Source organism: Pseudoalteromonas sp. Scap25 (assembly GCF_013394125.1).
GTDB lineage: Bacteria > Pseudomonadota > Gammaproteobacteria > Enterobacterales > Alteromonadaceae > Pseudoalteromonas.
On record NZ_CP041328.1, the window covers coordinates 481,395 to 506,851 of the forward strand.

General features: G+C 38.7%; 24 protein-coding genes. 16 read left to right on the forward strand and 8 right to left on the reverse strand.

Translation table 11 applies throughout. The annotated features are described in order from the left end of the window. Positions 1 to 136: 136 nt before the first annotated feature. The 7 genes from FLM54_RS17585 (at position 137) to FLM54_RS17615 (ending at position 4,770) form a co-directional block, all read left to right on the forward strand. Positions 137 to 694 carry a GNAT family N-acetyltransferase gene (locus tag FLM54_RS17585; protein WP_178957143.1) on the forward strand — a complete coding sequence of 186 codons (558 nt, stop codon included), beginning with the start codon at positions 137 to 139 and terminating at the stop codon, positions 692 to 694. 103 nt (positions 695 to 797) lie between these two features. Next, positions 798 to 1,193: a hypothetical protein gene (locus FLM54_RS17590; RefSeq protein WP_178957144.1), complete on the forward strand. Its 396-nt coding sequence runs from the start codon at positions 798 to 800 to the stop codon at positions 1,191 to 1,193. Between the two features lie 97 nt (positions 1,194 to 1,290). Further along, entirely contained in the window at positions 1,291 to 1,584 is a 294-nt protein-coding gene (locus tag FLM54_RS17595) for a hypothetical protein (protein ID WP_178957145.1), read from the forward strand. Positions 1,585 to 1,669: 85 nt separating this feature from the next. Beyond that, positions 1,670 to 2,662 (forward strand): hypothetical protein, encoded by a 993-nt coding sequence (locus FLM54_RS17600; RefSeq protein WP_178957146.1) that lies wholly within the window; start codon positions 1,670 to 1,672, stop codon positions 2,660 to 2,662. 122 nt (positions 2,663 to 2,784) lie between these two features. Further along, complete coding sequence (locus FLM54_RS17605) at positions 2,785 to 3,321, forward strand: DUF7010 family protein (protein WP_178957147.1); 537 nt, start codon at positions 2,785 to 2,787, stop codon at positions 3,319 to 3,321. Between the two features lie 232 nt (positions 3,322 to 3,553). Beyond that, on the forward strand, positions 3,554 to 3,724 hold the full coding sequence (locus FLM54_RS18920) for a hypothetical protein (protein ID WP_256729750.1): 171 nt from the start codon (positions 3,554 to 3,556) through the stop codon (positions 3,722 to 3,724). Positions 3,725 to 3,798: 74 nt separating this feature from the next. Next, a complete protein-coding gene (locus FLM54_RS17615; protein ID WP_138608004.1) occupies positions 3,799 to 4,770 on the forward strand; it encodes a hypothetical protein in 972 nt (323 codons plus the stop codon). Between the two features lie 671 nt (positions 4,771 to 5,441). Here FLM54_RS17615 and FLM54_RS17620 read toward each other — a convergent pair. Further along, positions 5,442 to 6,242, reverse strand: a complete 801-nt coding sequence (locus FLM54_RS17620) for a chromosome partitioning protein ParA (RefSeq protein ID WP_178957148.1) — start codon at positions 6,240 to 6,242, stop codon at positions 5,442 to 5,444. A gap of 98 nt (positions 6,243 to 6,340) precedes the next feature. Between FLM54_RS17620 and FLM54_RS17625 the strand changes: the two genes are divergently transcribed. Next, a complete protein-coding gene (locus FLM54_RS17625; protein WP_075170202.1) occupies positions 6,341 to 7,234 on the forward strand; it encodes a response regulator in 894 nt (297 codons plus the stop codon). A gap of 819 nt (positions 7,235 to 8,053) precedes the next feature. On the opposite strand, the gene FLM54_RS17630 is transcribed toward FLM54_RS17625, so the two are convergent. After that, on the reverse strand, positions 8,054 to 10,225 hold the full coding sequence (locus tag FLM54_RS17630; protein ID WP_178957149.1) for a S46 family peptidase: 2,172 nt from the start codon (positions 10,223 to 10,225) through the stop codon (positions 8,054 to 8,056). Positions 10,226 to 10,385: 160 nt separating this feature from the next. Continuing rightward, positions 10,386 to 12,176: a M61 family metallopeptidase gene (locus tag FLM54_RS17635; RefSeq protein ID WP_178957150.1), complete on the reverse strand. Its 1,791-nt coding sequence runs from the start codon at positions 12,174 to 12,176 to the stop codon at positions 10,386 to 10,388. A 225-nt stretch (positions 12,177 to 12,401) separates the two neighbouring features. Between FLM54_RS17635 and FLM54_RS17640 the strand changes: the two genes are divergently transcribed. From FLM54_RS17640 to ilvN, 8 genes are all read left to right on the forward strand, one after another. Beyond that, a complete protein-coding gene (locus FLM54_RS17640; protein WP_178957151.1) occupies positions 12,402 to 13,910 on the forward strand; it encodes a GGDEF domain-containing protein in 1,509 nt (502 codons plus the stop codon). A 77-nt stretch (positions 13,911 to 13,987) separates the two neighbouring features. Then, positions 13,988 to 15,331, forward strand: a complete 1,344-nt coding sequence (gene ppnN, locus FLM54_RS17645) for a nucleotide 5'-monophosphate nucleosidase PpnN (protein WP_178957152.1) — start codon at positions 13,988 to 13,990, stop codon at positions 15,329 to 15,331. Positions 15,332 to 15,339: 8 nt separating this feature from the next. Further along, positions 15,340 to 16,113, forward strand: a complete 774-nt coding sequence (xni, locus tag FLM54_RS17650) for a flap endonuclease Xni (RefSeq protein WP_138607984.1) — start codon at positions 15,340 to 15,342, stop codon at positions 16,111 to 16,113. Positions 16,114 to 16,182: 69 nt separating this feature from the next. Further along, a complete protein-coding gene (locus FLM54_RS17655) occupies positions 16,183 to 16,578 on the forward strand; it encodes a DUF3192 domain-containing protein (protein WP_138607982.1) in 396 nt (131 codons plus the stop codon). Continuing rightward, a complete protein-coding gene (locus FLM54_RS17660) occupies positions 16,578 to 18,260 on the forward strand; it encodes a hypothetical protein (RefSeq protein ID WP_178957153.1) in 1,683 nt (560 codons plus the stop codon). Before FLM54_RS17655 ends, FLM54_RS17660 begins: the two co-directional genes overlap by 1 nt. 179 nt (positions 18,261 to 18,439) lie before the next feature. Next, entirely contained in the window at positions 18,440 to 19,447 is a 1,008-nt protein-coding gene (locus FLM54_RS17665; RefSeq protein WP_138607979.1) for an isocitrate dehydrogenase, read from the forward strand. A gap of 446 nt (positions 19,448 to 19,893) precedes the next feature. After that, positions 19,894 to 21,618, forward strand: coding sequence for an acetolactate synthase 3 large subunit (locus FLM54_RS17670; RefSeq protein WP_178957154.1), 1,725 nt, complete (start codon positions 19,894 to 19,896; stop codon positions 21,616 to 21,618). Further along, positions 21,618 to 22,118, forward strand: coding sequence for an acetolactate synthase small subunit (gene ilvN / locus FLM54_RS17675; RefSeq protein ID WP_076921825.1), 501 nt, complete (start codon positions 21,618 to 21,620; stop codon positions 22,116 to 22,118). The genes FLM54_RS17670 and ilvN overlap by 1 nt, the downstream gene beginning before the upstream one ends. A 60-nt stretch (positions 22,119 to 22,178) precedes the next feature. On the opposite strand, the gene FLM54_RS17680 is transcribed toward ilvN, so the two are convergent. From FLM54_RS17680 to FLM54_RS17700, 5 genes are all read right to left on the reverse strand, one after another. Next, on the reverse strand, positions 22,179 to 22,454 hold the full coding sequence (locus FLM54_RS17680; protein ID WP_008112559.1) for an HU family DNA-binding protein: 276 nt from the start codon (positions 22,452 to 22,454) through the stop codon (positions 22,179 to 22,181). 205 nt (positions 22,455 to 22,659) lie between these two features. Then, positions 22,660 to 23,202: a DUF3833 domain-containing protein gene (locus tag FLM54_RS17685; protein ID WP_178957155.1), complete on the reverse strand. Its 543-nt coding sequence runs from the start codon at positions 23,200 to 23,202 to the stop codon at positions 22,660 to 22,662. Position 23,203: 1 nt separating this feature from the next. Then, the gene (locus tag FLM54_RS17690) at positions 23,204 to 23,692 is read right to left on the reverse strand and encodes a chalcone isomerase family protein (protein ID WP_178957156.1); all 489 of its coding nucleotides are present in this window, start codon (positions 23,690 to 23,692) and stop codon (positions 23,204 to 23,206) included. A gap of 23 nt (positions 23,693 to 23,715) precedes the next feature. Beyond that, positions 23,716 to 24,216, reverse strand: a complete 501-nt coding sequence (locus FLM54_RS17695) for a DUF2878 domain-containing protein (RefSeq protein WP_178957444.1) — start codon at positions 24,214 to 24,216, stop codon at positions 23,716 to 23,718. Beyond that, entirely contained in the window at positions 24,194 to 25,456 is a 1,263-nt protein-coding gene (locus FLM54_RS17700) for a cyclopropane-fatty-acyl-phospholipid synthase family protein (protein ID WP_178957157.1), read from the reverse strand. The genes FLM54_RS17695 and FLM54_RS17700 overlap by 23 nt, the downstream gene beginning before the upstream one ends. Position 25,457: the final 1 nt, after the last annotated feature.

The following is a 25,457-nucleotide window of genomic DNA, read 5'->3' on the forward strand; positions in this document are numbered from 1 at the left end:
CAAAGTTCGCAGTGAAAACTCATAACAAGGCGTTTAAACGGAATAAAAACAGTGGGTTACGTTTCGCTTCGCTCCACATTATAACCCACAATTTTTGTCCGCTTAACGCGGCGTTATATTTCAAGGAGGATTCAGGTTGTCATTTCCAGTTTTAGAGACAAATCGCTTAAGGTTAGATAAATTATCCAAAGAAGACTCAAATAGCTTATTTGAGTTATTCTCTGACAATTCAGTTGTCGAATACTATGATCTGGAAGCTTTCACTGAACTATCACAAGCGAGCAACTTAATAGAGCTCTTTAACTCTCGCTTTAATGAAAACTCTGGTATTCGTTGGGCTATTCGCCTAAAAGAAACAGATAAATTTATCGGAACTTGTGGCTTTAATACTTGGAGTCCAAAAATGAAAAATGCCGTACTTGGGTATGATTTGTTGCCTCAGTATTGGGGCATGGGTTTGACCACTGAAGCAGTCCATCGAATAGTTAAAGCTGCATTTTTAGGTGAACTATCTTGCGGTAAACTTAACCGAATACAAGGGGATACTGTTCCGGGGAACTTAGCATCTGAATCACTACTTCTAAAGGTTGGTTTCAAAGAGGAAGGTGTAAGACGCCAAAGTGGTTTCTGGAAAAACCAGTTTCACGACCTTAAATGCTTTGGTTTAATTCAGTCCGAGTACCGTGAAAAATAACAAGCGCATTAAGCATGGGACTGCTAACCGTTTGCTCGGTTCCGCTAAGCTACAGAGTTTAGCCAAGCATTTTTGCGCCCATTAGTAAGGCGTTAGGAGTAAAGTGAAATTCAAAGTTGCTAGTTCAATTCTGGCCTTATTTACATTGATAGGTTTGGGAGTGACTATATTTTCAGACTTTGAGAATATTGAAAGGTTGATCATTTGTTCCGTACTTTATGTATTAATACCGGCTTATGGTGCATATGGTACTTTTATAAGAAGCCGTACTGGAATATTAGTTTCTGTGATCTTATTTCTTTTTCAGAGTATTCGGAGTGTTGGAAGTGATAGCTTAATTCCACATATTGCTCCTATAACAATTTCCTTTCCCTTTGGTGATTTCTCAAATGGTCAAGGGTATTTAATCGACTACTTTGCTATTTTTATGGCAATATTTTTAGCATGGTTACTTAAGGTGGTAATTACCCCTAATAAGTCATTAAACAGGGACAAATAACTGTTGATTTTTGCTCCTGTCGCATATTTTGACTAACTGATATTTGTCCATTAATGGGGCGTTATGTGTCAATCTCAATCAAACTAAGGGGTATTAAATGGAATTAGAAATAACATGGAAACGAGCCGCTCGAATTTGGTGGTCATATATTTGGCGTAACATCATAGCAATTATTGGAGCTGTTGTTATTGGCGCTATTGTCGGTGGTGTTTTAGGTTTTATTCTAGGTATGCTTGGTGCCTCTACTGATACGATTAAGTTAATTGTTCAACCTATTGGCTTCTTAATAGGCCTAGGAATTTCAATCATTCCATTAAAGCTTATTCTTGGTAAAAACTTTGGTGAGTTCCGCTTGGTTCTAATGAGTACTAGCGAAGAGTCCAACACATAACAAGGGTTTTCAGGGCGGACACAAAAAGCTGGTTGTTCGCTTCGCTCAAGTATAGCCAGCTTTCTTTAACCGCTTAAAGGGTGTCATGAAACCGAACATAAAAAGCAAAATTCCACTGGCGTTTTTAACTATTATATCGATTTGGTGGTGGTATTATTACGCATCGTCAAATGCGCTTAACGAATATGGAAATGCTAAATATGAGTGGCTATTTATGCTCGACACACTCTTGGTACTTCCAATTTTGTGCTTTCTTTGCGAATCCGATAAACAAAAAGCTCTTTTGAAAACGGCTATTTTATGTTGTACTTCTGTGTTCATAGGAAGCCTTATCATTCCCGAACAAAATAAAGTTATTTTTCATTTTCTCGAGAGTGGCCGTTATTTTGTCTTAGCCATCATTCTTGTTTTGGAAGTCACAGCATTAGTTACTGTATGTTTAGCTGTCCAAGCTTCACTTGTGAACAAAGAAGATCCAGATTTAGCCGTAGCTAATCCTATCGAGAAAATTTTCGGCTCATCGCTGTTCAGCTCAATTCTGTCAATTGAAGGGCGCGTCTGGAGCTTTGCACTTTTTGCATCGCAAATAAAAAGTAGCGCATATCGTGGCGATCAGCATTTTTTCTACGATAAAAAAGATGGTGCTCAGAGTAACCTATTTGGCTTTATACTCCTTATTATTATCGAAATTCCACTTGTCCACTTACTCCTTCATTTTTTATGGTCAAGCATCGCCGCAAATATCACAACAGGACTTACGTTGTTCGGACTTATATTTTTCTTAGCCGAATACAAAGCCGTTGGTAAACGCCCCATTTCAATCCATGGGATAAACTTAATCATTCGTTACGGACTTTATGCGCCTTTAACCATACCATTAAAGAACGTATCTGAAATAAGTCTAAATAATTCGTTTGTGAAACGTTCGCGCAACGTAAAACGATTTAACTACTTTGGTGTTCCTAATGTTGCTATCAAACTCTGTTCTCCTATAAATGGAAAAACAAAAATATATTTAGGTGTAAATTCGCCAGAAGATTTTATCACCACCGTTAATCGTGCAAAAATCGCGGTATAACAACGATCGCTGGGTCACAAGCACGTGCGCAGCTTCGCTGTTTTTTCACACGTGTATACGCTCATATTGGAAGTTATGTGCTTCAATAAGTCTGAGCATTACTCAAGCAAGGAGAGAGTATTTTGACATTAGATGAATACAGAAAAGAATTTGAACAATCTTCAAACAGATCTATTTCAATGCCGGTTGCTGGAACCATAATTTGGGGTTTAGTTGGATTTCTAAGTACACTATTTAGCGCAAATGTTTCTATATATATTTTACTCTTTGCAACAGGCGGGATTTTTCCTATAGCCTTATTAATTGCTAAATTTAGAAAAGAGAACTTAGTTTCCTCATCCAACCCTTTAGCAAAACTAATGGGTTTATGCATAGTGATGGTTAATCTTCTTTGGGCTGTCCATATTCCATTACTTTTAAATGCACCTGAATTTGTTCCTTTGAGTTTAGGCGTTGGCTTAGGACTTCATTGGGTAGTATATTCTTGGATCGTTAAACATCCTGTTGGCTTAATTCATGCTGTGTTAAGAAGTATTTTAATTGTAGCCGCTTGGTATTTATTTCCTAACAGTAGTATCTTAGCTATCTCATGCGTTATTGTTTTAACTTATATAATGAGTATTTATCAAATGTTAACCAGGGATATGACAAACACCTAAACTCTGACAATGTCCTTAAAATCATTTGAACATAGAGAAGGCAATTAGTAGTAAATGAGTACCAAAACTCATTTAACTCTTGAATATCATCAGCACTCTCCCCATTGAGTTACTATAACAAGATGGAGTGATAAATGGATTTACTCAACGCTATTGATATTGAAGTATTTTATTATTTAGGTGGAATGTTACTCGCCTTAGTCGTTTTTCAGGGAATGTTTAAGTTAGTTACTTGGAGCAAAAAAATGCCAAAGGGGGCATTGGTCTTTTTAGCTTTTTTCCATTAATATCAATCTACCCTATTCCTCCTCAAGAAATAAAAAAAATTGAAAGAATGAAGCAAAAACAAATTAAAAGCGAAGATGAAAGTGGTGATCCAGCTAATGAAGATGAAGTTATTTAATAACTAACATGCTAACTTAGAATAATAAGAATTTAATCTGTTTTAACTTAACGTAAATAAATGGTACCAAGCCTTTGAAAATAAATAATAAAACTCTAGGTGTTTTGCTTTACCTATGCTTAGCCTTAATATTACTTTTGATTGCACTAAGTTATAGCAGTGGCCGATTATCGCACTCTTCACCTCTCAACTCAGTGGTAAAGGAACCAAATACATTAAAAGCAACTCCCCCCCTTAGTTTAAAACAAGAAACACTCGATGATTTATCCGATAAAAACACTATCGCCCCTATAGAAAAAGGCATACAAGATCAAAATAACCAACTTGCTGTAATGGCCATTCCACGCTGGAAACAACAAGGGCAACTAAAAACACATTTAGCGCACTTAAAAAATAAGGCTGACAAAGGCGATATTGACGCAAAGTATATTGTTGCAGCCAATTTAAGATATTGCTTTACTGCCCCTATTGATGATTTTGCCTTACAAGCAAAGCTAGAAGCCATAGCTGATTATACCTATGCAGGTGAAGCAATTGATGCTACGTTAGAAAAATTTGATTACTGTAGTGGAATTAATCAGGATCAACGTCGTGAGTTTTATTTATATTTTTATGATGCAGCGCAAAACGGATCTGTTGCAGCGCAACAAACATTTGCTGATATAACAGCAGAGTTTTATATGCAATCACAAGGTTTTAAAACACAAAACAGAGAGGAGTACATTAAAAAACGCGATGCATTCAAACTACAAAAAATCGCTTTTTTAGAGCAAGCAGCCAAGCATGGCAGTGAAAAGGCGTTAATGAAATTGTCGGCTTTGTATCATTCGCAACAAATCAGCGGTAATAGCTTAGCAAAGTCGTACGCATTAAATCGCCTAATGATGGAAATAACGGAAAACGGTGAACTATATAATCGTTATGCATGGTTTGAGCAACGGCAATACCCTCAGCTTTCACAGACTGAACTCAGTGAAGCCAACACTATTGTAAATAACTGGCTGGCAAACATTTATCAAAATGGCAGTCTTTACCCTTATGAATGATCAGACCATAGGTAATATAACCATAGCCAAAGGGGTCAAATCTTGACTTCAGACATTATAACTCCTGACCGTCTGCTCATGATATTTTGCTGCCAATCGTTAATACAAAACACTAATCATAATTGAGGCTGCCTTTGTTTACTGAGCTTCACTGTAATCGACCTAAGTAAAAAGTGACTACCCATGTTACGTTTAACATTTCCCCGCCATCACGCCCTGAAAATAAGGTATTGCTGAGTAATGTATTTCATGGATGAAATACAAGGCGTAACTTCACCAAGGATGGTGAATATACGCCGCTTACGTTCAAGCAATAGTTTATTTGAAGGATAAAGCGTGATGCTCGGGTGCGCTGAGAGTGTCCAGAGAGGGACCAGCGGCAGCCCCTCTTTGGCTGCCGTCGCCAGTGCGACAAAACCTCGAATAAGGTTTATTTAATCATTTACATCTAAGCCTTTAATTAACAAAAAACAACCAATCAATCAATTATGCAAAACATCAATATTAGCTAAAGCATGTGTGAAAAGCACAGTGTTGTTCTTCTAAAAGCGCAGCGCCTCTTAGCCCTCTTTGTGCATAAATCACTAAAAGACCTTATTAAACAAAGAGAAGTGAATGAGCAGAAAACACTGTAATAACGTTTACTCGCTCAGGCTAAAAAAAGTCGTTAGTTAGCTTGGTTTTTGGCTATTTTTCATCATTTCTAAATAGCGTCCCTCAATGAATTTTTTTTCTTTTGTAAGGTGCTTAAGTGCGTACTGGGTTTTTTCTAGCTCTTGTTTTAATGTGTCAAGCTCTTCACTACTTTCTGGCCCGTCAGTTTGTAACTGCAATTGCTGTAATAGTTGGTCTTGCTCTGCAATTTGCCTTTTATATTCGTTTAAAGTGTTAAGTAACTTTGTTTGATCGGGCGTTGACGATGTATCTGCGTTTGATGTTTTATCACTATTTTCGCTCGCGGTTTTAAGCGCTTCATAATCTGCTTGTAACTGGTCTTTTTCTTCTTGAAGTACAGTCACTGCATCATATTGTGCATAGAGTTTTTGACGGGTAACTTTTAATTTTTCAACACTTTTATCCAAATCCCCTTTAAGTTTGCGGATTAACTTATGCGAGCGTTTTAATTTTTTATTGAGATCATCGATTAGCTGTTGTTCTTTTTCGGTAACATGATCTTTGGTTGATGAAGTAACCTCAGTTAATTGCTGTTGTAATAGCATTTGTACACTGATTAACTCAGCGATAGTTTTTCGATTATCGTTAACATAGCTCATGGCATTTTCAACAGACTCTCTGCACATAGCTAAAGTAGCATCATCCATTGTGCCGTTACTTTTAACCATGCTAAGTGCAAATGCCCTAAACTCTCTGAGTATCAGTAAAAGAATATAAAACCACGCGGCTAAAATAAGTAGCCCAAAATTTATAGCAATATAATGATAAACCTCTGGCGGAAATACGGCATATGGCATTATTTAGTTATCTTAAATTAAGTGTTTATTTACTAGAGTTTAGCGCTGTGAAAAAAATCTGCCATAATAACAACAACATTAAAAAAAAAGTTACCTGTGTGAAAATACTTATCGTGGATGATAGCCATGCAACACTTGAAATAGTACGCCGAGGGTTGGAAAAGTTTGGCTATCGGAAGTTATTAATAGAAAAAGCCAACAATGCTAAATCAGCGTTAACGCTGATTGGTAGTTGGCACCCCGATATTGTGCTTACAGACTGGCATATGCCTGATATGTGTGGAGTGACGCTATTACGTGCAATAAAGCAAAGGCAACTTAATATAATAGTCGCGATGCTAACCACGGTTGATGAAAAGTCTCAAATTGAAGAAGCCATTAGCTTTGGCGCATCTTTTGTTCTATCAAAACCTTTTACAGATGAACAACTTCACGATAAGTTATTACCTCTGGTTCAACTTGTAGAAAATAACGAAGTCATTCCTGATGAAATTGAATTAAATGATGATTTAGCGTTGCCAAAGCTGTCGCAATTAGAACGGTTGTTTCATAAACATATAAGTCAGTCTTTAATCGTAAACACAATTCAACCGCAGGTATTCGATGAATCTAAAGTACCCTGTGTAATGGCTGTTTATGAGGATCCTAAAAGTCAAAAAGTACGCGCTATTGCCATACTTGATATTTATGCCGCCTGTGTAATGGCAAGTGGTTATAGTAGCTTGTCGGCTGAAGATATTAGTAACTCAATATTATCTGGCGTTGTTACAAACACAGCATTAAGCGCATGTAAAAAAGCATTAACGGAAACGGCTTTTGCCTTTTTAGACAAGCGAACACGCGTTAGTTTACAAATCAAAACGGTCAAAGTGATTACCACGCCTTTTCGTAAGCTCACTTTGCTGTATAAAACACCTGCTGAAAAGCGCATTGATTTTAGCTGCCAGCTTGAGGGCATGGCACAAGGTAAAATTATGCTAGTTGGCATTTAGTAAATTAAACTTACGTAGTTACCATTATAAAAAAGTTTAATTTTAAAAACACCCTGCTCCTGCAAAAGCGCAGCGTCTCTTCGCCCTCATGGTAAATCAATCACTGAAGGATCTTATTACACAAAGAGAAGTGGATGAGGAGTAAAAGAGTAAATTGAACATCAAACTCGTGACTGAAGGTTTACCCCGCGTTTCTATGTTTAATGTGCTAAGCCTGACGCGATATGAAATCGCTGCTACGAAAGACATTTACTGCTAAAAACAGTTTTTGCACCACAGAGGATCCCGAGGCGCTTTGCGCTGCACAGAGATGAATTGGTATTTTTTAAGCATTTCTCTGTGAACTCTGTGTTCTCGGTGGTAAATACTTATTTAGACTTAACTCTAGCGCGATATGAAATCGCTGCTACAGAACAATATATTGCTTTTTTACGTCCACTAAAACCGTATCGTCGCTTCGCTCCCTTTGTGAATAAATCACTTAAAGTTCTTATTTAACAAAGAGAAGAGAATGAGGAGTAAAAGAGTAAACAGAACAACCAAACAGCTTTAGTTTTTTCTTACTCTAAAAGCGCAGCGTCTCTTCGCCCTCGTTGTGCATAATTCATTAAAAGCTATTTGAACATGGAGAAGACAATAAGCAGAAAATGAGAAACCAAAACCATCACACAAAGCCGAGTGTCAGTGAAAAGTTAAATATTAGCTCCCCCGAACCTCGTAGCCCGTAGCCCGTAGCTTAAGTTAAATTAATCCAAACATGTTTAAACAAAAAAGGCGCTTCCGGTTAAGGTAAGCGCCTTTTGTTATTTTAACTGCTACTTATTTTACGATTTTCATTTCGTCTAATAGGTTTTGGGCGTTATCTACTTTATCCATTACCCACAGCATGTAGCGTGAATCTACATGAATTGAGCGGTTTAGTTCTGGGTTGTAATCCCAATCACCAATAATGCTTTCGTACACACCGTCAAACAGTAAACCCACCAGCTCGGCATTGCCGTTAAGCGTTGGCGAACCTGAGTTACCGCCTGTTGTATCTACATTTGATAAAAAGTTAACTGGAACAGTATTCATGCCACCAGTGTAATCACCATAAAGCTTCGCTTTAATTTGCTCTTGCAGCTTTTTAGGCGCATTAAATGGGTCAACATCGGTGTTTTTAGCCAGTAACCCTTCAAGTGAGGTAAACGGCGTAGCCACTAATCCATCTTGCGGAGAATACCCGCCTACCGTGCCGTAAGTTACACGTAATGTGCTGTTTGCATCGGCGTAAACCGGTTTGTTTTGCGCTTTGTTAAAGGCAATAATTGCACTCATTAACTCTGGGCGAGCAGCTTGTAATTTACCAGCCAGGGCTTTTGACTTATCTTCCTCAGCTTTCATTACTGTGAATATGGCTTTTGCATATTGCATGAACGGGTCTTGGCTTTGGTTAAGCTGGCTCAGTGTTTGTTCAAATAATGAATTACGTACAATTTCATTATCTAGCGTTGATTTGGCATACATTTCATCTAGCAATGCACTTTGTTTTGCTTTATCAAAACCGTTTTCTAAAGCAAAAGCTTTATCAATTTCACTAAAACGCTCTGCTTTAGGTAATGCTGCATATTGCTCTAAAAAGTGCAGTAATATAGCTTTATCTACATTGGCATCAAAGCGACGTGACATACGCTCAAGAGAAGATTTAATACGCGGTAAATCGCGTTCTTGATAACCTGATTCGCGCTCACTATTTGGCTTTTGTTTTTCAACCGCTAAGCGATATAAACGACGTGCCGTGCTGATCATTTGTGAACGATGAACATAGCCTACCATACGGTCGCGCTCACTATGCTCTTGCGATTGAGCTACTAATGCCGATAACTCATTAAGCACATTCCCGTAGCGCTGTTTACGCTCGCTATCGCTGTTTATCCAGCTTGTAAGCTCTTGTTCAAACTGTTTTTTACGCTCAAACATGGTGCCTTTTTTGAAGCTTTCAATCATCGAACCATAGTTTTTAATGTAGTTGTTGTAACCGGCTATGGTGCTTTCGTAAGCAATACGCGCTTTACTGCCATCTTCTGAGTTTTCTTCAATTAGTGACACGTATTTAGTATTGTGCATGCGCGCTTTAGGGTAACTGTCGTTAAAAACATAATCGACCTCTGCCGCAATACGGTAGCGATTAGTACGCCCTGGGTAGCCAGTTACCATAACAAAGTCGCCCTCTTGCACGCCTTTAGCACTTACACTTAAGTAAGACTCTGGCACGTACGGTATGTTGTCTTCGCTGTACTCTGCTGGCTTGCCGTCTTTACCTACATAGGCGCGGTAAAAACCAAAATCGCCTGTGTGGCGCGGCCACATCCAGTTATCTATATCGCCACCGTATTTACCTACGCCCATGGCAGGTGCATACGCTAAACGTACATCTTTAATTTCCAGTGATTTAATCAGGTAAAACTCTAAACCACCATGAAACGAATACACATTACAACGGTAACTAGCATCAGCTTCACACTGTGCAACGAGTTCTTTTTGATTTTTTTCTAACGCATCATAGCGTGCTTTTGCGCTTAGCTCGTTAGTGCCGCTAATCACTTTATCGGTCACATTGGTCACTGTTTCGGTTACGTACACTCGTGAACCTGGCGCAGCTGGTAAATCTTCAGTCGGTGTTTTTGCTAAAAAGCCATTTTCTAAAATGTTATTTTCAGGCGTTGAATTATATTGCACCGAACCATAAATACAGTGGTGGTTAGTTACAACTAAGCCTTTTGGCGAAACAAACGAGGCTGTACAACCGCCTAAGCTGATAACCGCATTCATTGGAAACTCGGTTAATTTTGAAATTGAATCAACGCTAATTTCAAGCCCTTTGGCTTTTAAAATTGACTCAAGCTCTGGTAGTTGATGAGGTTGCCACATGCCTTCATCGGCATGGACCGCAGAAGAAAGTGCCAGTGAACAGGTTGCTACCAATGTGGTAACAAGAGGTTTTAAACGCATTATAGAATCCCTTTTATTATTGAACCAGCAGATTACTCATTAAGTATGAGTTAGGTCAACTGCGCTGAGATAAATTGTTACAATATAGCGCTCAATAAACAAAAAAGGAGCTCAGGGTTTGTGACCCTAAGCTCCTTTTTAAACAAAAAGATAAACGATGTTAGTCGTCTTTTTTCACATCATTTGGATGCGCTACACCCATCCATGCTTTAAACAGCGCTTTTTGCTCAGCAGAGGCATTTTTATTAGCGACTACTTTTTTAGGTTTGTCGAAATCTTCAGACAACACAAGCTCAGTCGACATCAAAGCGTCACGGCGAATAAAATCAACAGTTACCTTGTCCCCTGCTTTAAAGGTTTCTAGGCTGGCGGTTAAGTCTTTCCCTACATGTTTTTTGTTAATAGCAACGAGTTTATCGTCGGTGGTTAAACCACCTTGCCATGCTGCACCATCGCGACGTACATGAGTAAGGGTGAGCAATTCACCGGTATTTTTAGTAAAGGCATCTAAACTTGGTGTAGCCTTGGCTTTTTCAGGCAGCTCAAAGCTCAAACCTACTTTTGCCAGTAATTCATCAAAATCTAAGCTGGCTGGTGTGCTAACATTTGCTTGCCACCAATTACTGTAATCACGCCCTGTTAGCTGCTTTAAAATTGCTAATACGTCTTTCTCAGTAAAACCCGCTGGTAGCTTATGCTGCTTATAAAGTTCGTTATGTACATTTTTATAGCTTATTTTACCTTGGCTTTTTTCAAGTAGGTCGATATCTAACGCCATCGACAATAACGAGCCTTCAAGGTAAATATTAGTGCCGTAGTTACGTGCATGATCGCCACCTTGATTTATCCATTTATCAAAGCTGGTTTCGCTAGCACTTTGCACTTCACGCCCTGGGGTTGTGAGATGGCGATTAATGGTTTTACTGAAGTTCTTAAAAAACTCATCGGTGGTTTGAATGCCTGAGCGCACTAATAAATGGTCTTCAAAATAGCTGGTAGACCCTTCAGCAATCCACAGCAGTTTTGAATAATTAATATTGGTATAGTCGTATGGCGCAAGCCCTTTAGGACGGTACGCTTTTACATTCCAAGTATGAATAAATTCATGTGCCGCTGTGCTTATAAAAGCTAAATAGTCTTCACGTTTAGCAAAGCGATCCCGTGGGCGTTGAATAATAGTTGAATTTAAGTGTTCAGTTGCGCCGCCCGCGCCCGATGTAGCATGTACCATAAATACATAACGCTCATACGGGTAGCTGTCCCAAATTACATTGCCCGTTGCTACAAGCTTTTTTAAATCGGTTAGCATCAGTTCTATGTCGTAATTACCTTCGCCCCACACTACTAGTTCGTACTCACGGCCATCAACTTCAAAAGTACGCAGTTCATTAACACCTGTTTCTATTGGTGAATCAACAAGCACGTCGTAGTCGCTGGCTTTAAAGCTGTGTTTATTCTTATAGTTTTCCATACCCGACACAGAGCGCCATGCTTTAGGTACGTTTAATTCAACCGTAACGGGCTCTTGGCGAAATGATTCGCTGAACATAAAAAAGCCAGATGCGTCAACAAACGCGTGGCTGTCGTCAATATGACGAGCGCGCTTACCTAGCTCATTGGCATACACTTGGTAATCAACATTGACTTGAGTCGGCTCATTTAAATGAACACGCCATGTGCTGTGGTCTATTTTTTCCCACTTTAATGCATTACCTTCATCGTCGCTGGCTTTAAAATAGCGAACGCCATTGGCAAGGTTTAAAATTTCGTAGCGACCAGTACGCCATGCTGGCAATTTTACATCTAAATAAGACTGCGCCGTTTTAGGAAACTCTACATTTACATCACCTAAATGATGTTCTGGCTGAGAGATATTTAAAGCGTAGTTAACGTCGGCAAATACAGGTGCTGAACAGGCAGCTAAAATTGATAAGGCAAGTAGCTTTTTCATGAAGGCTCTTTTTTATATAACGTATTGTTGTACCAAGGTTAACAAGACCCATTTTAAAAGTGAATTAAAAGCGGTAAATGCACTTATATTTAAGATCGCTCGTATTTTGTTATTAAAAACATTAAGTTTTTGATCTCATCCCTACTATTAATATGTTTTTGTTGTAAACTAAAACAATGAAGGTATTAAGATAATGGTGTGTAGGTGTCTAGGAGCTCCAATACGGTGGAACAAAAACTAAAGCAAGCAATCGACAGTAGAAAAGTAGTAGAAAGTGCTCGCCAACATCAAGTGAGTACGCTTTCTAATTTTGCAGCTAAGTTATCTTTAAGCTGTAAGGGACTTGATACTGAGCTTGATAACCGCCTAGCTAAGTTTCGAAGCGCATTAAACAAAGGAATGGGTTATGAAGACTTTGCTCCTTTGGTGGATGATATTTTAGCTTTGCTAAAAAACCAAGAAGCCATTCAACTAGCACATCAACGTGATCTTCTCACCAGTGTACAAAATGCAGGTAAGCAATTACAACAAACCAAAGGTTTACCTAACGATACCCGCAGAACACTGCGCCACTTACTCGATAACGAGCTAGACAATATTCAATCTGTACATGGTTTTATACCTGTTTTAAATCAGCTGATCACTTTTTATCATCAAGCTTTAATAGCTAAAAGCAACGATACCTTTAAGCCTCCAAATCTTAGTGCTCTCACTGAAAAGCTATTTAAATTAGTTAGTCAGTTAGTACTTGAAGAAGAAGCCAACGATGAGCTGTATTTAATAAAAAAACGTATCGCTAAAAATAAAGCCGTAGACCAACTTCTTGATGCAGCAATTGATGTAATCACACTCATTGTACAAAGCATTCAAGTTGAGCGTGCGTCAGCGCAAAGCTTTTTAACTTCATTAAATCAAACGCTTGGAGAGCTACATAGTTCATTGGTTTCAACCAGAGAACATTCTGAATCTATGAATGTTGAATTCGAATCAATTAATCAACGAATTGGTGAAAAATTAAAAAATTTAAATACACAAACAAATAAAGCAACATCAATTACAGAATTAAAGCAATTGGTTGAAAATGAGTTACGCTCATTGAGTGCAGACATTCTAGAAAAAGAACAACTGGAACAAAAAGATCGCCAAATTTTAATTTCTAGCTTTGCACAAATAAACGATAGAATTGGCAGTTTAGAAAACAAAGTTAGTAATTATAAAAAACGTTTAAATGAACAACGCTTTAAAAGTTTACTCGACAGTCTTACCAAGTTACCTAATCGAGCAGCCTTTGACGAACGCTACAATCACGAAATTAATTTGTTTAATGAACAACCGTCAGACATAACCTTAGTGGTTATTGATGTTGATCATTTCAAATCAATTAACGATCGCTTTGGTCACACAGCCGGCGACATTACCTTGCAAGTGATTGCCAAAGCGCTGCAAAAATCGATTAGACAAACTGACTTTATTGCCCGTTATGGCGGCGAAGAGTTTGTGTTATTAATGCCTCGTACATCACTTGATAACGCTGTCGAGCATCTCAATAAATTAAGACTGTCGATTAAAAAGATCCCATTTAAATTTAAAGACAAACAAATTCAAATTACCGTTTCGTTAGGCGCAACCCAATTTGAAGTGGGTGATACGCCTCTAAAAGCGTTTGATAGAGCCGATGAAGCTCTATACGATGCTAAAAACTCAGGCCGGGATCGTCTGTGTATTAGTAAATAGTGTTATGCACTTTTACCTTTGAGTATAAGGCATAACTACGCAGTAAATTTACCCAAGAGGTTTCAAGGAGAATGTCGATGCTAATACAATTAAACCCTACAGGGGTATTAGACTTATTGTCGCAGCTAGAAGTAGACTTACTCGAGCAATCATCAACCAGCGAACGCTACAGACTATTTAGAAACTGTGTATTGGCCGTGCTTAATGTAGGCAGCCACACCGATGTAAGCAATGATATTTACGATAAACATAAAGATTTTGATATACGCTTGGTCAGCCGTGAACGCGGTATAAAAATTGAATTAGAAAATCCTCCGCAAACAGCCTTTGTTGATGGCCACATAGTAACTGGTATACATGAGCACATATTTTCGGTTATTCGCGATATTTTGTTTATTTGCCAAAAGTATGAAAAAGACCTGCAGGAAACAAAAGCCATTACTCACATGGTTTTTGACATGCTAAGAAATGCCGACGCACTTAAAGTAAATAGCGAACCTAACATGATTGTATGTTGGGGTGGCCATTCGATTAACGAAGTCGAATATAAATACACTAAACAAGTTGGCTATGAACTGGGGTTACGTGGGTTAAATATTTGTACCGGCTGTGGGCCTGGTGCAATGAAAGGCCCAATGAAAGGCGCAACCATTGGCCATGCAAAGCAACGTATTACCAATAATCGTTATTTAGGTTTAACTGAGCCAAGCATTATAGCGGCAGAGCCACCCAATCCGATTGTAAATGAACTGGTTATTTTACCCGATATTGAAAAACGTCTTGAGGCATTTATTCGTACCGCACATGCCATTATAATTTTTCCAGGTGGCGCAGGTACAGCCGAAGAGTTGCTATATTTATTAGGTATTTTGTTACACCCCGAAAACGAAAAGCAATGTTTACCGGTTATTTTAACTGGCCCTAAACACAGCAAAGCTTACTTTGAAGAGCTTTGTAAGTTTATTCAAATGACTTTAGGCGATGCCGCACTGAGTAAATTTGAAGTGATTATTGATGATCCTCAATTAGTTAGCCAAAAGCTTAAATCGGCTATGAGCGGAGTTCGCGAATATCGTAAAAGCCAAGGCGATGCTTATTACTTTAATTGGACGTTGAAAATAGAAAATGATTTTCAGCAGCCTTTTTACCCAACTCATGAAGCCATGGCGTCACTTGATTTACATCTTGATCAGCCCAAACAACAGCTTGCAGCTAATTTACGCCGTGCGTTTTCGGGAATTGTTGCAGGTAATGTGAAAGAAGAAGGCTTAAATGTAATTAACGAGCATGGCCCCTATGTACTAAGTGGTGAGCCTGATTTAATGAAAGCAATGGACAAACTTTTACAAGCGTTTGTAGAACAAGGTAGAATGAAACTTCCCGGAAGTAAGTATATCCCTTGTTATACAATAAAAGCGTGAGTTTATAATTGAATCCCCATTTACTCCTTATTGATGCGCTTAATTTAATTAGGCGCATTTATGCTGTTGATGCAAACCAAAGCCATCATAGCGACGAACACATGTTAAAAGCATGCTGTGCCCGAGTTGCACATGCATGCAAAAAGCTTTTAACAACCACCAATGCAACCCATGCAATAGCCGTTTTTGATGGTGACAAAAGCTGGCGTTACCACTTTTATAAAGACTACAAACATTCGCGTGCTCCTATGCCAGAGACTCTAAAAAGCGCGTTACCTCATTTTAAAGCGGCCATTGAAGAAACCGGTATTGTGGTATTTGAACCGACTAACGATGAAGCCGACGATATTATTGCGACTTTAGCGCATAAAGCCGCTAATAATCAGATAAACAACACCATTGTCTCTACGGATAAAGGATTTTTACCTCATTTGAATGAGCATATTGAAGTATACGATTACTTTAAAAAGCAGCACCTGAATAAAGAACATATTGAAGAGCGCTTTGCTGTCGCTCAACATAAACTCATCGACTTTTGGGCACTCGCAGGCGATAAAACCAATGACATTCCGGGTGTGAAAGGTATTGGTGTTAAATCTGCGCAGCAATTGGTTAATCAATATAGCTCTATTGAAGAAGCGTTAAAGGATGAATCGTTAAACGCGCGGTTACAAAAAAAGCTGAATGAAGATATGGATATGTTTATTATTTCTAAGCAGTTGGTGAGTTTGCGTACAGATATCCATTTAGGCTTTAGTTTAAAGCAGTTAAGGCTTAATTAGTCGCAAGTTAATAGCACTGCACTTTAGCAGTACGTATACTAGTAATAGGTGTTTTGATCTGGGTTGGCAATGTTTAAAAAGTTTTTTAGGTATTTAATATTAGGATTAGGTTTATATGCACTAATAGCCACGACGGTTATTATGTTTTATAAAGACGATCCACAAGCTATGATTTGGCAAGATAGAGAAGCTTTTAATAAACGCTATATAGAGAAATTGCGCTTGGAAGATACCTTTACGCTAAATAATGTGCTTGAATACTTAGGTAGTCCAGATTTAACCTATGCTAAACGTGATGGCGAGCAAGTATGGCAAGTAATTTTTTATCGCACCCAACATAAAACCTCTGACGGCATCACCACCATGGATGAATGTACTGGGTTGCTATTTAAAAATGGCCAACTAATAATGTGGGGCCCAAGTGCTTATGAAAAATACCTTGAGCATAATGACGGGAAAACTTAATGGAAGCTCCACTGTCGGGTAAACTAAAAAAACTACTCGAAAGCACACAATTGCTTTTAAGCTCCCATAACAACAAAAGTCAGTGGCATACCTTTTACCCTCTTGTGTGTAAACTATCAGAGCAATACGCAGCGTTATACAAACAAAACCCAGCGGCCTTACAAACTCAGTTAAATCTATATAAAACACAATATAGTTACGCAACCAATTTAGTCGTTAATCAGTGTGTATTAACCTGTGCTTTGTGTAGTAGCCAAAACTACGACAACGATTTAACCGAGCTTTATATTAGTGCTTCACTGGTTGAGCACCTTTGTGTTGCTAAGCAATTAAATAAGCTAGCTCAACAGCAAGCGTTTAACGAAGCCGATAAAAAAATATGGTCGTTACGCCATAAGCTTGCTGCCAAAGTACTATTAACGGCTAAGCAACCTGCACATAAAATTGCCCATATTTTGGCTAAACTCAGCAAATACAAACATGCATTATTAGATACACCTAAAATTATGCTTTACGATGGTGCTAGTGTGGTGGTTGCTTTAGCGAATATACTAGCGCTTAACGTTACTTGTAATACAAAGCAACAGCACATAAATTTTTATAAAGCGGTCGCTGATTTATATATAAGAACCCCTAACTCATTTGCACAAGCGTTATTAAAAGCGTTAGTCGCTCATATAGGACAATATATACCAGGCAGCCAAGTTGTTTATGCCGACCAAGCTATGGTTTATTTAGCCACTGATACACAAGGCCGACACATTATAGTTAATAACGCCAATACTAAAATGGCATGGTATCGTATTAAAGCGTCCTTAGTGGATGACTCAAAAGCATGGGAATGCAACGATAATCGCTTATTTTTTAAAGTATGGGACAGTGAACATCTTAATATCCCGCATAATAATCACTCTGCACAAACGCCTTTGTATCAGTTAGTAAAACAAATAAAAACGCAAAAAGAATACAGTTTTAAAGCTTTAAACACCTTACTTACTCCCTACCCTGATGTTGTAAGGTCAGTATGCTTAGCAGTAAAGCACTACAATAAAGAGCGATTAGCCGCTAAAGATTTAAGGCACAGCTTATCTATGGTGGGTTACGATAAAGCACCCGCTATTATTCAAGGGGTCGTGTTTGAACAATTAGTAAATAGCATTGCTCATCCTCTACATGCTTTTTTATACACCCGTATTAGCTGTTTAGTAAATATATTAGAGCTATTAGTTAAATATAATCCTAGCGTTCAAAGTGAGCGTATTAGCTTAAGCTTATATGCCTATTTATATTATGTACTGATACATTACAGCCCTGATGTTTCAAGAAAAATCACCATAGATCAAACACCGAATAAAGCTCTTGATACACCGTTTAGTACATTTTTTGGTATAAACAACATAGATGGTTCTCATTTAAACAGTGAGCTTAATGAATTACTTAGTGGCGACCCATGGGCATCGGCTTTATTAAAAGCTGAGCAACTCCCTAAAAAGCAGCTTGATGATGCTAGTCAATTATGGGCAGCATTGAAAGTTGTGGCGCAGCGTATATTAAAACCCAACCAGCCATTAACAGCGTGGCAACAACAAACATTGAATCAACAACTTCGTCGCCATGGCTGGCAAACTGAGGAAGATTTTAATCAATCACTGCTGCGCTTAGGGTTACATAATAGTATTTAGCTGACTTATTATCACTATAATTTAAAGTTATACCCTGTATTCATACTATAAACTGGCAAAATGAGTGATATATTGGTATAAATGCCGGCTTAAATTTAGCACCCCTGTCATATAAGTAGTCTAAACTCTGAAAGTGTTTATTATTTATATGTGTATCCAAATCTTTAAAGGAAAAGTTCATGGCCAAACAAACCATAACAGTGATCAAAGGCGACGGCATCGGCCCAAGCATTATCGACTCAGCACTTGAAATACTAAAAGCCGCAGGATGCGATTTTGATTATGAATTTGTTGACGCTGGCCTAGCTGCGCTTGAAAAAACAGGCGAGTTGCTTCCACAAGAAACAATTGACACAATTGCTAAAAATAAAATTACCTTAAAAGGTCCACTAACCACGCCTGTGGGCGAAGGTTTTACATCAATCAACGTAACACTTCGTAAGCAATTTGGTTTATACGCTAATGTACGCCCGGTTAAATCGTTTGCCGGTACTAAAGCACGTTACGACGATATTGATATCATCACTATTCGTGAAAACACACAAGGCATGTATTCAGGTGCAGGCCAAGTTGTATCAGAAGATGGGACTGAAGCTGAAGCAAAATCAGTGATCACTCGCGAAGGCGCAGAAAAAATTGTTACATTCGCATACGAACTTGCTGTGCGTGAAGGCCGTAAAAAAGTGACCGCTGTACATAAAGCAAATATTTTAAAATCAACCTCTGGGTTATTCTTAAAAGTAGCGCGTGAAGTAGCTGAGCGTTACCCAGAAATTGAATCAACTGAAATGATTGTTGATGCAACATGTATGAAGCTTGTAATGACCCCTGAAGAGTTTGACGTTGTCGTTACAACTAACTTATTCGGCGATATCTTATCTGACTTATGTGCGGGCTTAGTTGGCGGTTTAGGCATGGCGCCTGGTGCAAACATTGGCGAAGATGCTGCTATTTTTGAAGCTGTTCACGGTAGTGCGCCGGATATTGCTGGTAAAAACCTTGCGAACCCAACGTCAGTAATTTTAGCCTCTATTCAAATGCTAGAGCATTTAAACATGGGCGATACAGCTGAGCGTATTCGTAGTGCTGTTGCTGATGTAATTAAATCAGGCGACCGTACTACTCGTGATCTAGGCGGCAGCCACGGCACTACTGATTTCACACAATCAGTAATTGACCGTCTGTAATTAATACTGTTAGATTAATAAGCCAGCATTAGCTGGCTTTTTTTATGTCTAAGAAATACCGTATTTATGCGTTTTTAACCACCTTCCTCAAGCCCAGCCACAACATAAAACTGCATAATATCTGCTAATAAGTAAGAAAAACTCACTAAAAATAGACGAATAGATTAAAATGAATTAAAAAATGAAATTTTAATCTAAAAATGCAGTTTTTGGTTGACATAAGTACTCAAAAGCCTTAAAAATAACCACATACAAAAATTGTAATTTAAACAGTATTTTATTTTAAGAGCAAAACATCATGAATACACAATTTCGCCTTTTAGTCTTACTCGTACTGGTCTTAGTGATAAGCCCAGCGGGGATGTATTAAAAGGTGAAAAATGCTTTTTAAAACCCTCGCACTACGCGAGGGTTTTTTTTTGCATATAATCAACAGAGGAATGAGGATGAGTAGACAAGAATATAATGGCTCTGAATTGGTTGTTAAGTCATTAAAAGAGCTAAAGGTAAAGTATATATTTGGTTACCCCGGTGGCTCAGTATTAGATTTATACGACGCACTTTTTCAGCAAGATGATATTGAGCACATTTTAGTACGCCATGAACAAGCGGCTACACACATGGCCGATGGCTACGCAAGAGCAACCGGTGAAGTGGGTGTTGTACTTGCTACATCCGGACCTGGTGCAACAAACTGTGTAACAGGCATAGCAACTGCGTATATGGATTCAATTCCTATGGTGGTATTATCAGGTCAAGTGCCAACAAATCTTATTGGCGATGACGCGTTTCAAGAAACCGATATTGTTGGTTGCTCTCGCCCTATTGTAAAGCATAGCTTTAATTGTAGAAGCGCGAGTGAAATTCCTAATATACTTGCCAAAGCTTTTTATATTGCCAGCACAGGACGCCCTGGTCCTGTTGTAGTAGAGCTTCCTAAAGACATGCTTAACCCAGAACTAACTTTTGCTTACAACTTTCCAGCGGCAACTGAGCTCAGAACCTATAATCCAAATACAAAGGGTCATTCTAAACAAATTCGAAAAGCTGTTACTGCTATTTTAGAAGCGAAGAAACTGGTTATCTACTCGGGTGGCGGTATTGTGCTTTCAAACACCTCAGAGCAACTAACTCATTTAGTCGAGTCACTTAACGCCCCTATTACCAACACGCTTATGGGACTAGGTGGCATATCGGGCATTCACCCTAACTTTATTGGTATGTTAGGTATGCACGGTACATTAGAAGCAAATAAAGCCATGGCCAATGCCGATGTTATTTTGGCGCTTGGCGCACGATTCGATGATCGGGTTACTAATAACGTTCAAAAATTCTGTCCTAATGCCACTATTGTACATGTAGATGTTGATCCAACCTCTATTTCTAAAACTATTAAATCTCATATTCCTGTTGTTGGCTGTTTGGCGACGGTACTTGAGCAATTACAAACTGCCATAGATAACAGTCCAATTAAAATTGATCGCAGTGCACAAGAAGATTGGTGGCGACAAGTGATCAGCTGGCGTGAACAAAAATGCCTTAGTTACAATAATGATGGTGACAAAATTAAACCTCAAGCAGTTATCGAGGCAATATATGAAGCCACTAACGGAGATGCTTATGTTAGCTCTGATGTTGGCCAACACCAAATGTTTGCGGCGCAGTATTACCCATTTAAACACCCTCGTCAGTGGATCAATTCAGGTGGCCTAGGGACTATGGGTTTTGGATTACCTGCGGCAATGGGCGTTAAACTGGCTTTTCCTGAAAAAGAGTCTTTATGTGTAACTGGCGACGGCTCTATTCAAATGAACATCCAAGAGCTATCAACCTGTTTACAGTATAACTTAGCAGTAAAGGTGATCTCCTTAAATAACCGCTCACTGGGTATGGTCAGACAATGGCAAGACATGATTTATGGTGGCAGACACTCTTCATCGTATATGGAGTCTTTACCTGATTTTGTAAAGCTTGTTGAAAGCTATGGCCATGTAGGGATCAGGGTAAACACCCTTGATGAATTACAACCTGCGATAGACAAAGCAATGTCGATCACTGATAGATTAGTATTTTTAGATATTTTAGTAGACGAAAAAGAACATGTTTACCCGATGCAAATTAAGCATGGTGGCATAGACGAGATGTGGTTAAGAAAAGGAGTGAAAGCATAATGCGTCGTATATTATCTATATTATTAGAGAATGAACCCGGTGCGTTATCACGTATAGTGGGGCTTTTTTCTCAACGAGCATACAATATTGATAGCTTAACGGTGGGCACTACAGATGATGAGTCTCTTTCTCGTATTACGGTAACCACTAAAGGCGATGACAGAATTGTTGAGCAAATAACGAAGCAAGTAAACAAACTGGTCGATGTACTTAAAGTTATTGATTTAACTGAAATGAGTCACATAGAGCGCGAACTTCTGTTAGTAAAAGTCTTTGCCAAAGATGAAGCGACTCGTGCGGCAGTTACCCGCGTTGTTGATGTATTTCAGGGGGCTATTTTAGATATGGGCCGCCAAAGTTACAGCCTTCAATTAGTAAGCAGCACCGATAAAATAGAATCGTTTTTGGATACCTTACGCCACGAAACCGACATTATAGAAGTAGTTCGCTCAGGTGCGGTCGGCATTGGGCGGGGAGATAAAGCACTTAAAGCTAAATAAGCGTTAAATTTAGTACAAAAAAAGGGCTAAATAGCCCTTTTTTTATTCATAAATCCCAAATTATAGATTTACTTGGTCTTTAAGACCTTTACCTGGTTTAAAGCTTGGAATAGTCGCTGCTGAAATTTGGATTTCTGCACCCGTTTGTGGGTTACGACCCGTGCGTGCAGCACGTTCTTTAACTGAAAAAGTACCAAAACCAACTAATGCAACAGAGTTGCCTTCTTTTAATGAAGAAGTTACAGCGCCTGTGAATGCGTCAAGTGCACGTGTAGCGGCTGCTTTAGAGATTTCTGCGTCAGTAGAGATTTTTTCAACTAGTTGAGCTTTGTTCATTATTAGATTCCTATTCGTTATTATTTTGCCTTCGCAAATCCTATCTTTATGCATTTTCGAAGAGTTAGCAACAGCAAATTACGTTTTTTATCTAAAATACTAAAAAATTAGTAAAAATAAATAAATTAGCTGTAAAATACAGAGAGTTGGGTTAACAAAAGCTTAATTTAGGCACACTATTAGTGCAGTTTTGCACTTTAATGGCTCACTGTACCTTTTCTATCACTAATGTTACTTCGCCGACTTCAACACCAAACTTGACGATAGAAGTGCGATTTATTAAACGCGTACTTGTTACTAGGTACATCCAATCGTCAAAGTTTACTTCCAATGTGCTGCCATCGTAAGGGATCTCGACATTGTAATTCCAGTGAAACACACTGCCGTCACTCTCACCGGTAGCTATTCCTAAAACATCAGAGGCTGTTCCTGTTAATGTGTTATCGTCGTTTAAGGTAATTTTCCAGATGCGTTTTTGTGTCTCACCATCATCGTAAATAAAGTCTTCTTCAATAGTGCCCTGATTACCGTTCCAAGTAGCCTTTAAGTCAACAACAAGCTTGCGGGTTAATTCACCTTTAAAGTCTTGTACAACGCCATAGGCTTTTAAATCGCCACTGAAAAAAGCCTTAAAATCGAAATTTGGCTCAGAACCCTTATAATGTTCAACACTTGGGGCTGAACAGCTGACAATAAAAAAACTAACTGCCAATACCATGGCGACTTTAACGCGTTTTAGGTTAATCATATTAAATCCCTAGTAGTTGATTTCTAATTGTTGGTTCTGACGTGTTTTCACTTAACCAGATAGCTAAGAAATCCTCAGCAAATGTGGCATCGTTAATACGACCTATTTGGTTCTCATTGTGAAAAAAAGTACTGTACCCTTGCTGATCAGTCAGTAGAGTTAACGATTCACCTTTTTTAATATTTGGCCATATGGATAGTAACTTATCTGCATAGCGCTCTGAAAGTTGGGGTTTACCTAAGTGCTGCCACTGTTCATTAGTCGCTTTCACAATGTCTTTAGCGTCAAAGTCACGCAAATAAGTTAAGGTAAATTTAACAGGAGCTTGCTTTGCTGTGTAAGTGCCAGAAGGTGTGTAAAGCGTTGCATCATAAACATCCCAAAACAGGTATTCCATGCGTGCTTCACCCACCTTGTTAAACTGAGTATCGGCATTAGCTACAGGGCTAAATAAAACATAAACCATGAGTAAATTTAGAAGCGTTTTCATCCTTATCTCCAAGCAGTATTGTGTTATTGCTTAACAAACGCACCAATTTTACCGTTTATAAATAAAATAAGGGTAAACGTTGCAGCCCATAAAGCACCGTAAAGTGGCCAAAATTGCCACAGTGGCATTCCTAACTCTAGTACCTCAAATCGTGAGCCGGCCCAATAACTGCCTGGCGCGAATAACAAACACACACAAAATGCTTGCCACAGTTTAAGCTTAGTTAGAAACGACATTGAAGTGTTAATACACAGCACTAGTGCAATCCATAAAAACACCAGCCAAAATGGGAACGGTTGAACTTTAAATTCAAATAACCCTAGCTGAACCGCAATAAATTCACACAATAGAGCCAATGGCAGGGCTTTTAAAACCAGTAAAGCGTCTTGTTTTTTTTGTGCTGATAAGTAAAACATCAACGCTATGACTACAGCAGAAAAAACTAATGAGCCCTGTTCAAGTAGCAGGCACATAAACCACACCACTTGAAACAGCACAAAATTAATAAGCGAGTGCAATCTCATCATTACTACTCGTGAAGCGGGGTTTGCGTGCCATTAAATGCACGGTACTAGTTGCTCGGGTTCTGAATGCCCCCTCACAATAGGCAAGGTAAAATAGCCATAAGCGATAGAAACGGTCATCAAACTTATTACTATCAAGCTTTGGCCAGCTGGCAATAAAACGCTCACGCCAATCTGCAAGAGTGCGGGCATAGTGAGCACCAATATCATTGATAGTGTGTATATTCATATCGGTGTTATTTTTAATTTGTTCACTCATTTCATTAAGCGAAGGCAAACACCCACCAGGGAAGATATACTGTTGTATAAAGTCTGAATTTTTTAAGTAATGTTGATAACGCTGATCGCTAATCGTAATTGCTTGAATAAGCATAGCACCGTTATCCTTCAATAACTCACCGCACTTAGTGAAGAAGCTGGGTAAGTATTCATGCCCAACGGCTTCTATCATCTCAATTGAGACTAACTTATCGTATTTGCCAGCCAATAAGCGATAGTCTTGCTTGAGCAATGTGATTTTGCTTTCAAGCCCAAGCTCTTTAACCTTGTTAGCAACATAGTCGTGTTGTTCGTCAGAAATAGTTGTGGTCGTTACATGACAGTCGTAATGAGTTGCAGCATAAATTGCAAACGCCCCCCACCCTGTACCAATTTCAATAACCGTATCACCTTTTTGAAGCTCAACCTGTTCGCATATACGTTGTAGTTTGTATTGCTGGGCTTGCTCTAAGGTAGCATCTTTAGTTGGATATACTGCACTCGAATAAAGCATTTCTTTGCTTAAAAAAGACTCGTATAAATCATTTCCTAAGTCATAGTGAGCAACAATATTCTTTTTTGAACCGGCGTGTGAGTTTTTGTTTTTTATGTGATTTATACGGTGAGCGATATTGCTAAAAAACGCGAATTTCTTTTCAAATGCATCTAATTGATCTTGGTTAATCGCAAAAATTTCGATTAGGCGAGTTAAATTGTCACATTGCCACTGCCCTAAAATGTAAGACTCGCCCGCCCCCACACTTCCAGAAAGAGCAAACGCTTTGTACATGGCATTATCGTTAACGGTTACCGTTACTTTTAGCTCTGAAGACACATCCCCAAATACAGACTGTTGATTGTTCTCAACTAGCACTATCTGACCCGTTTCAATTGACGAGAACGCTTTAAACACTAACTTTTTATAAAAATTAGTAAACCAACTAGTGCGTTCCTGAACGCGTAAGCTCGATACCTTTTCCATA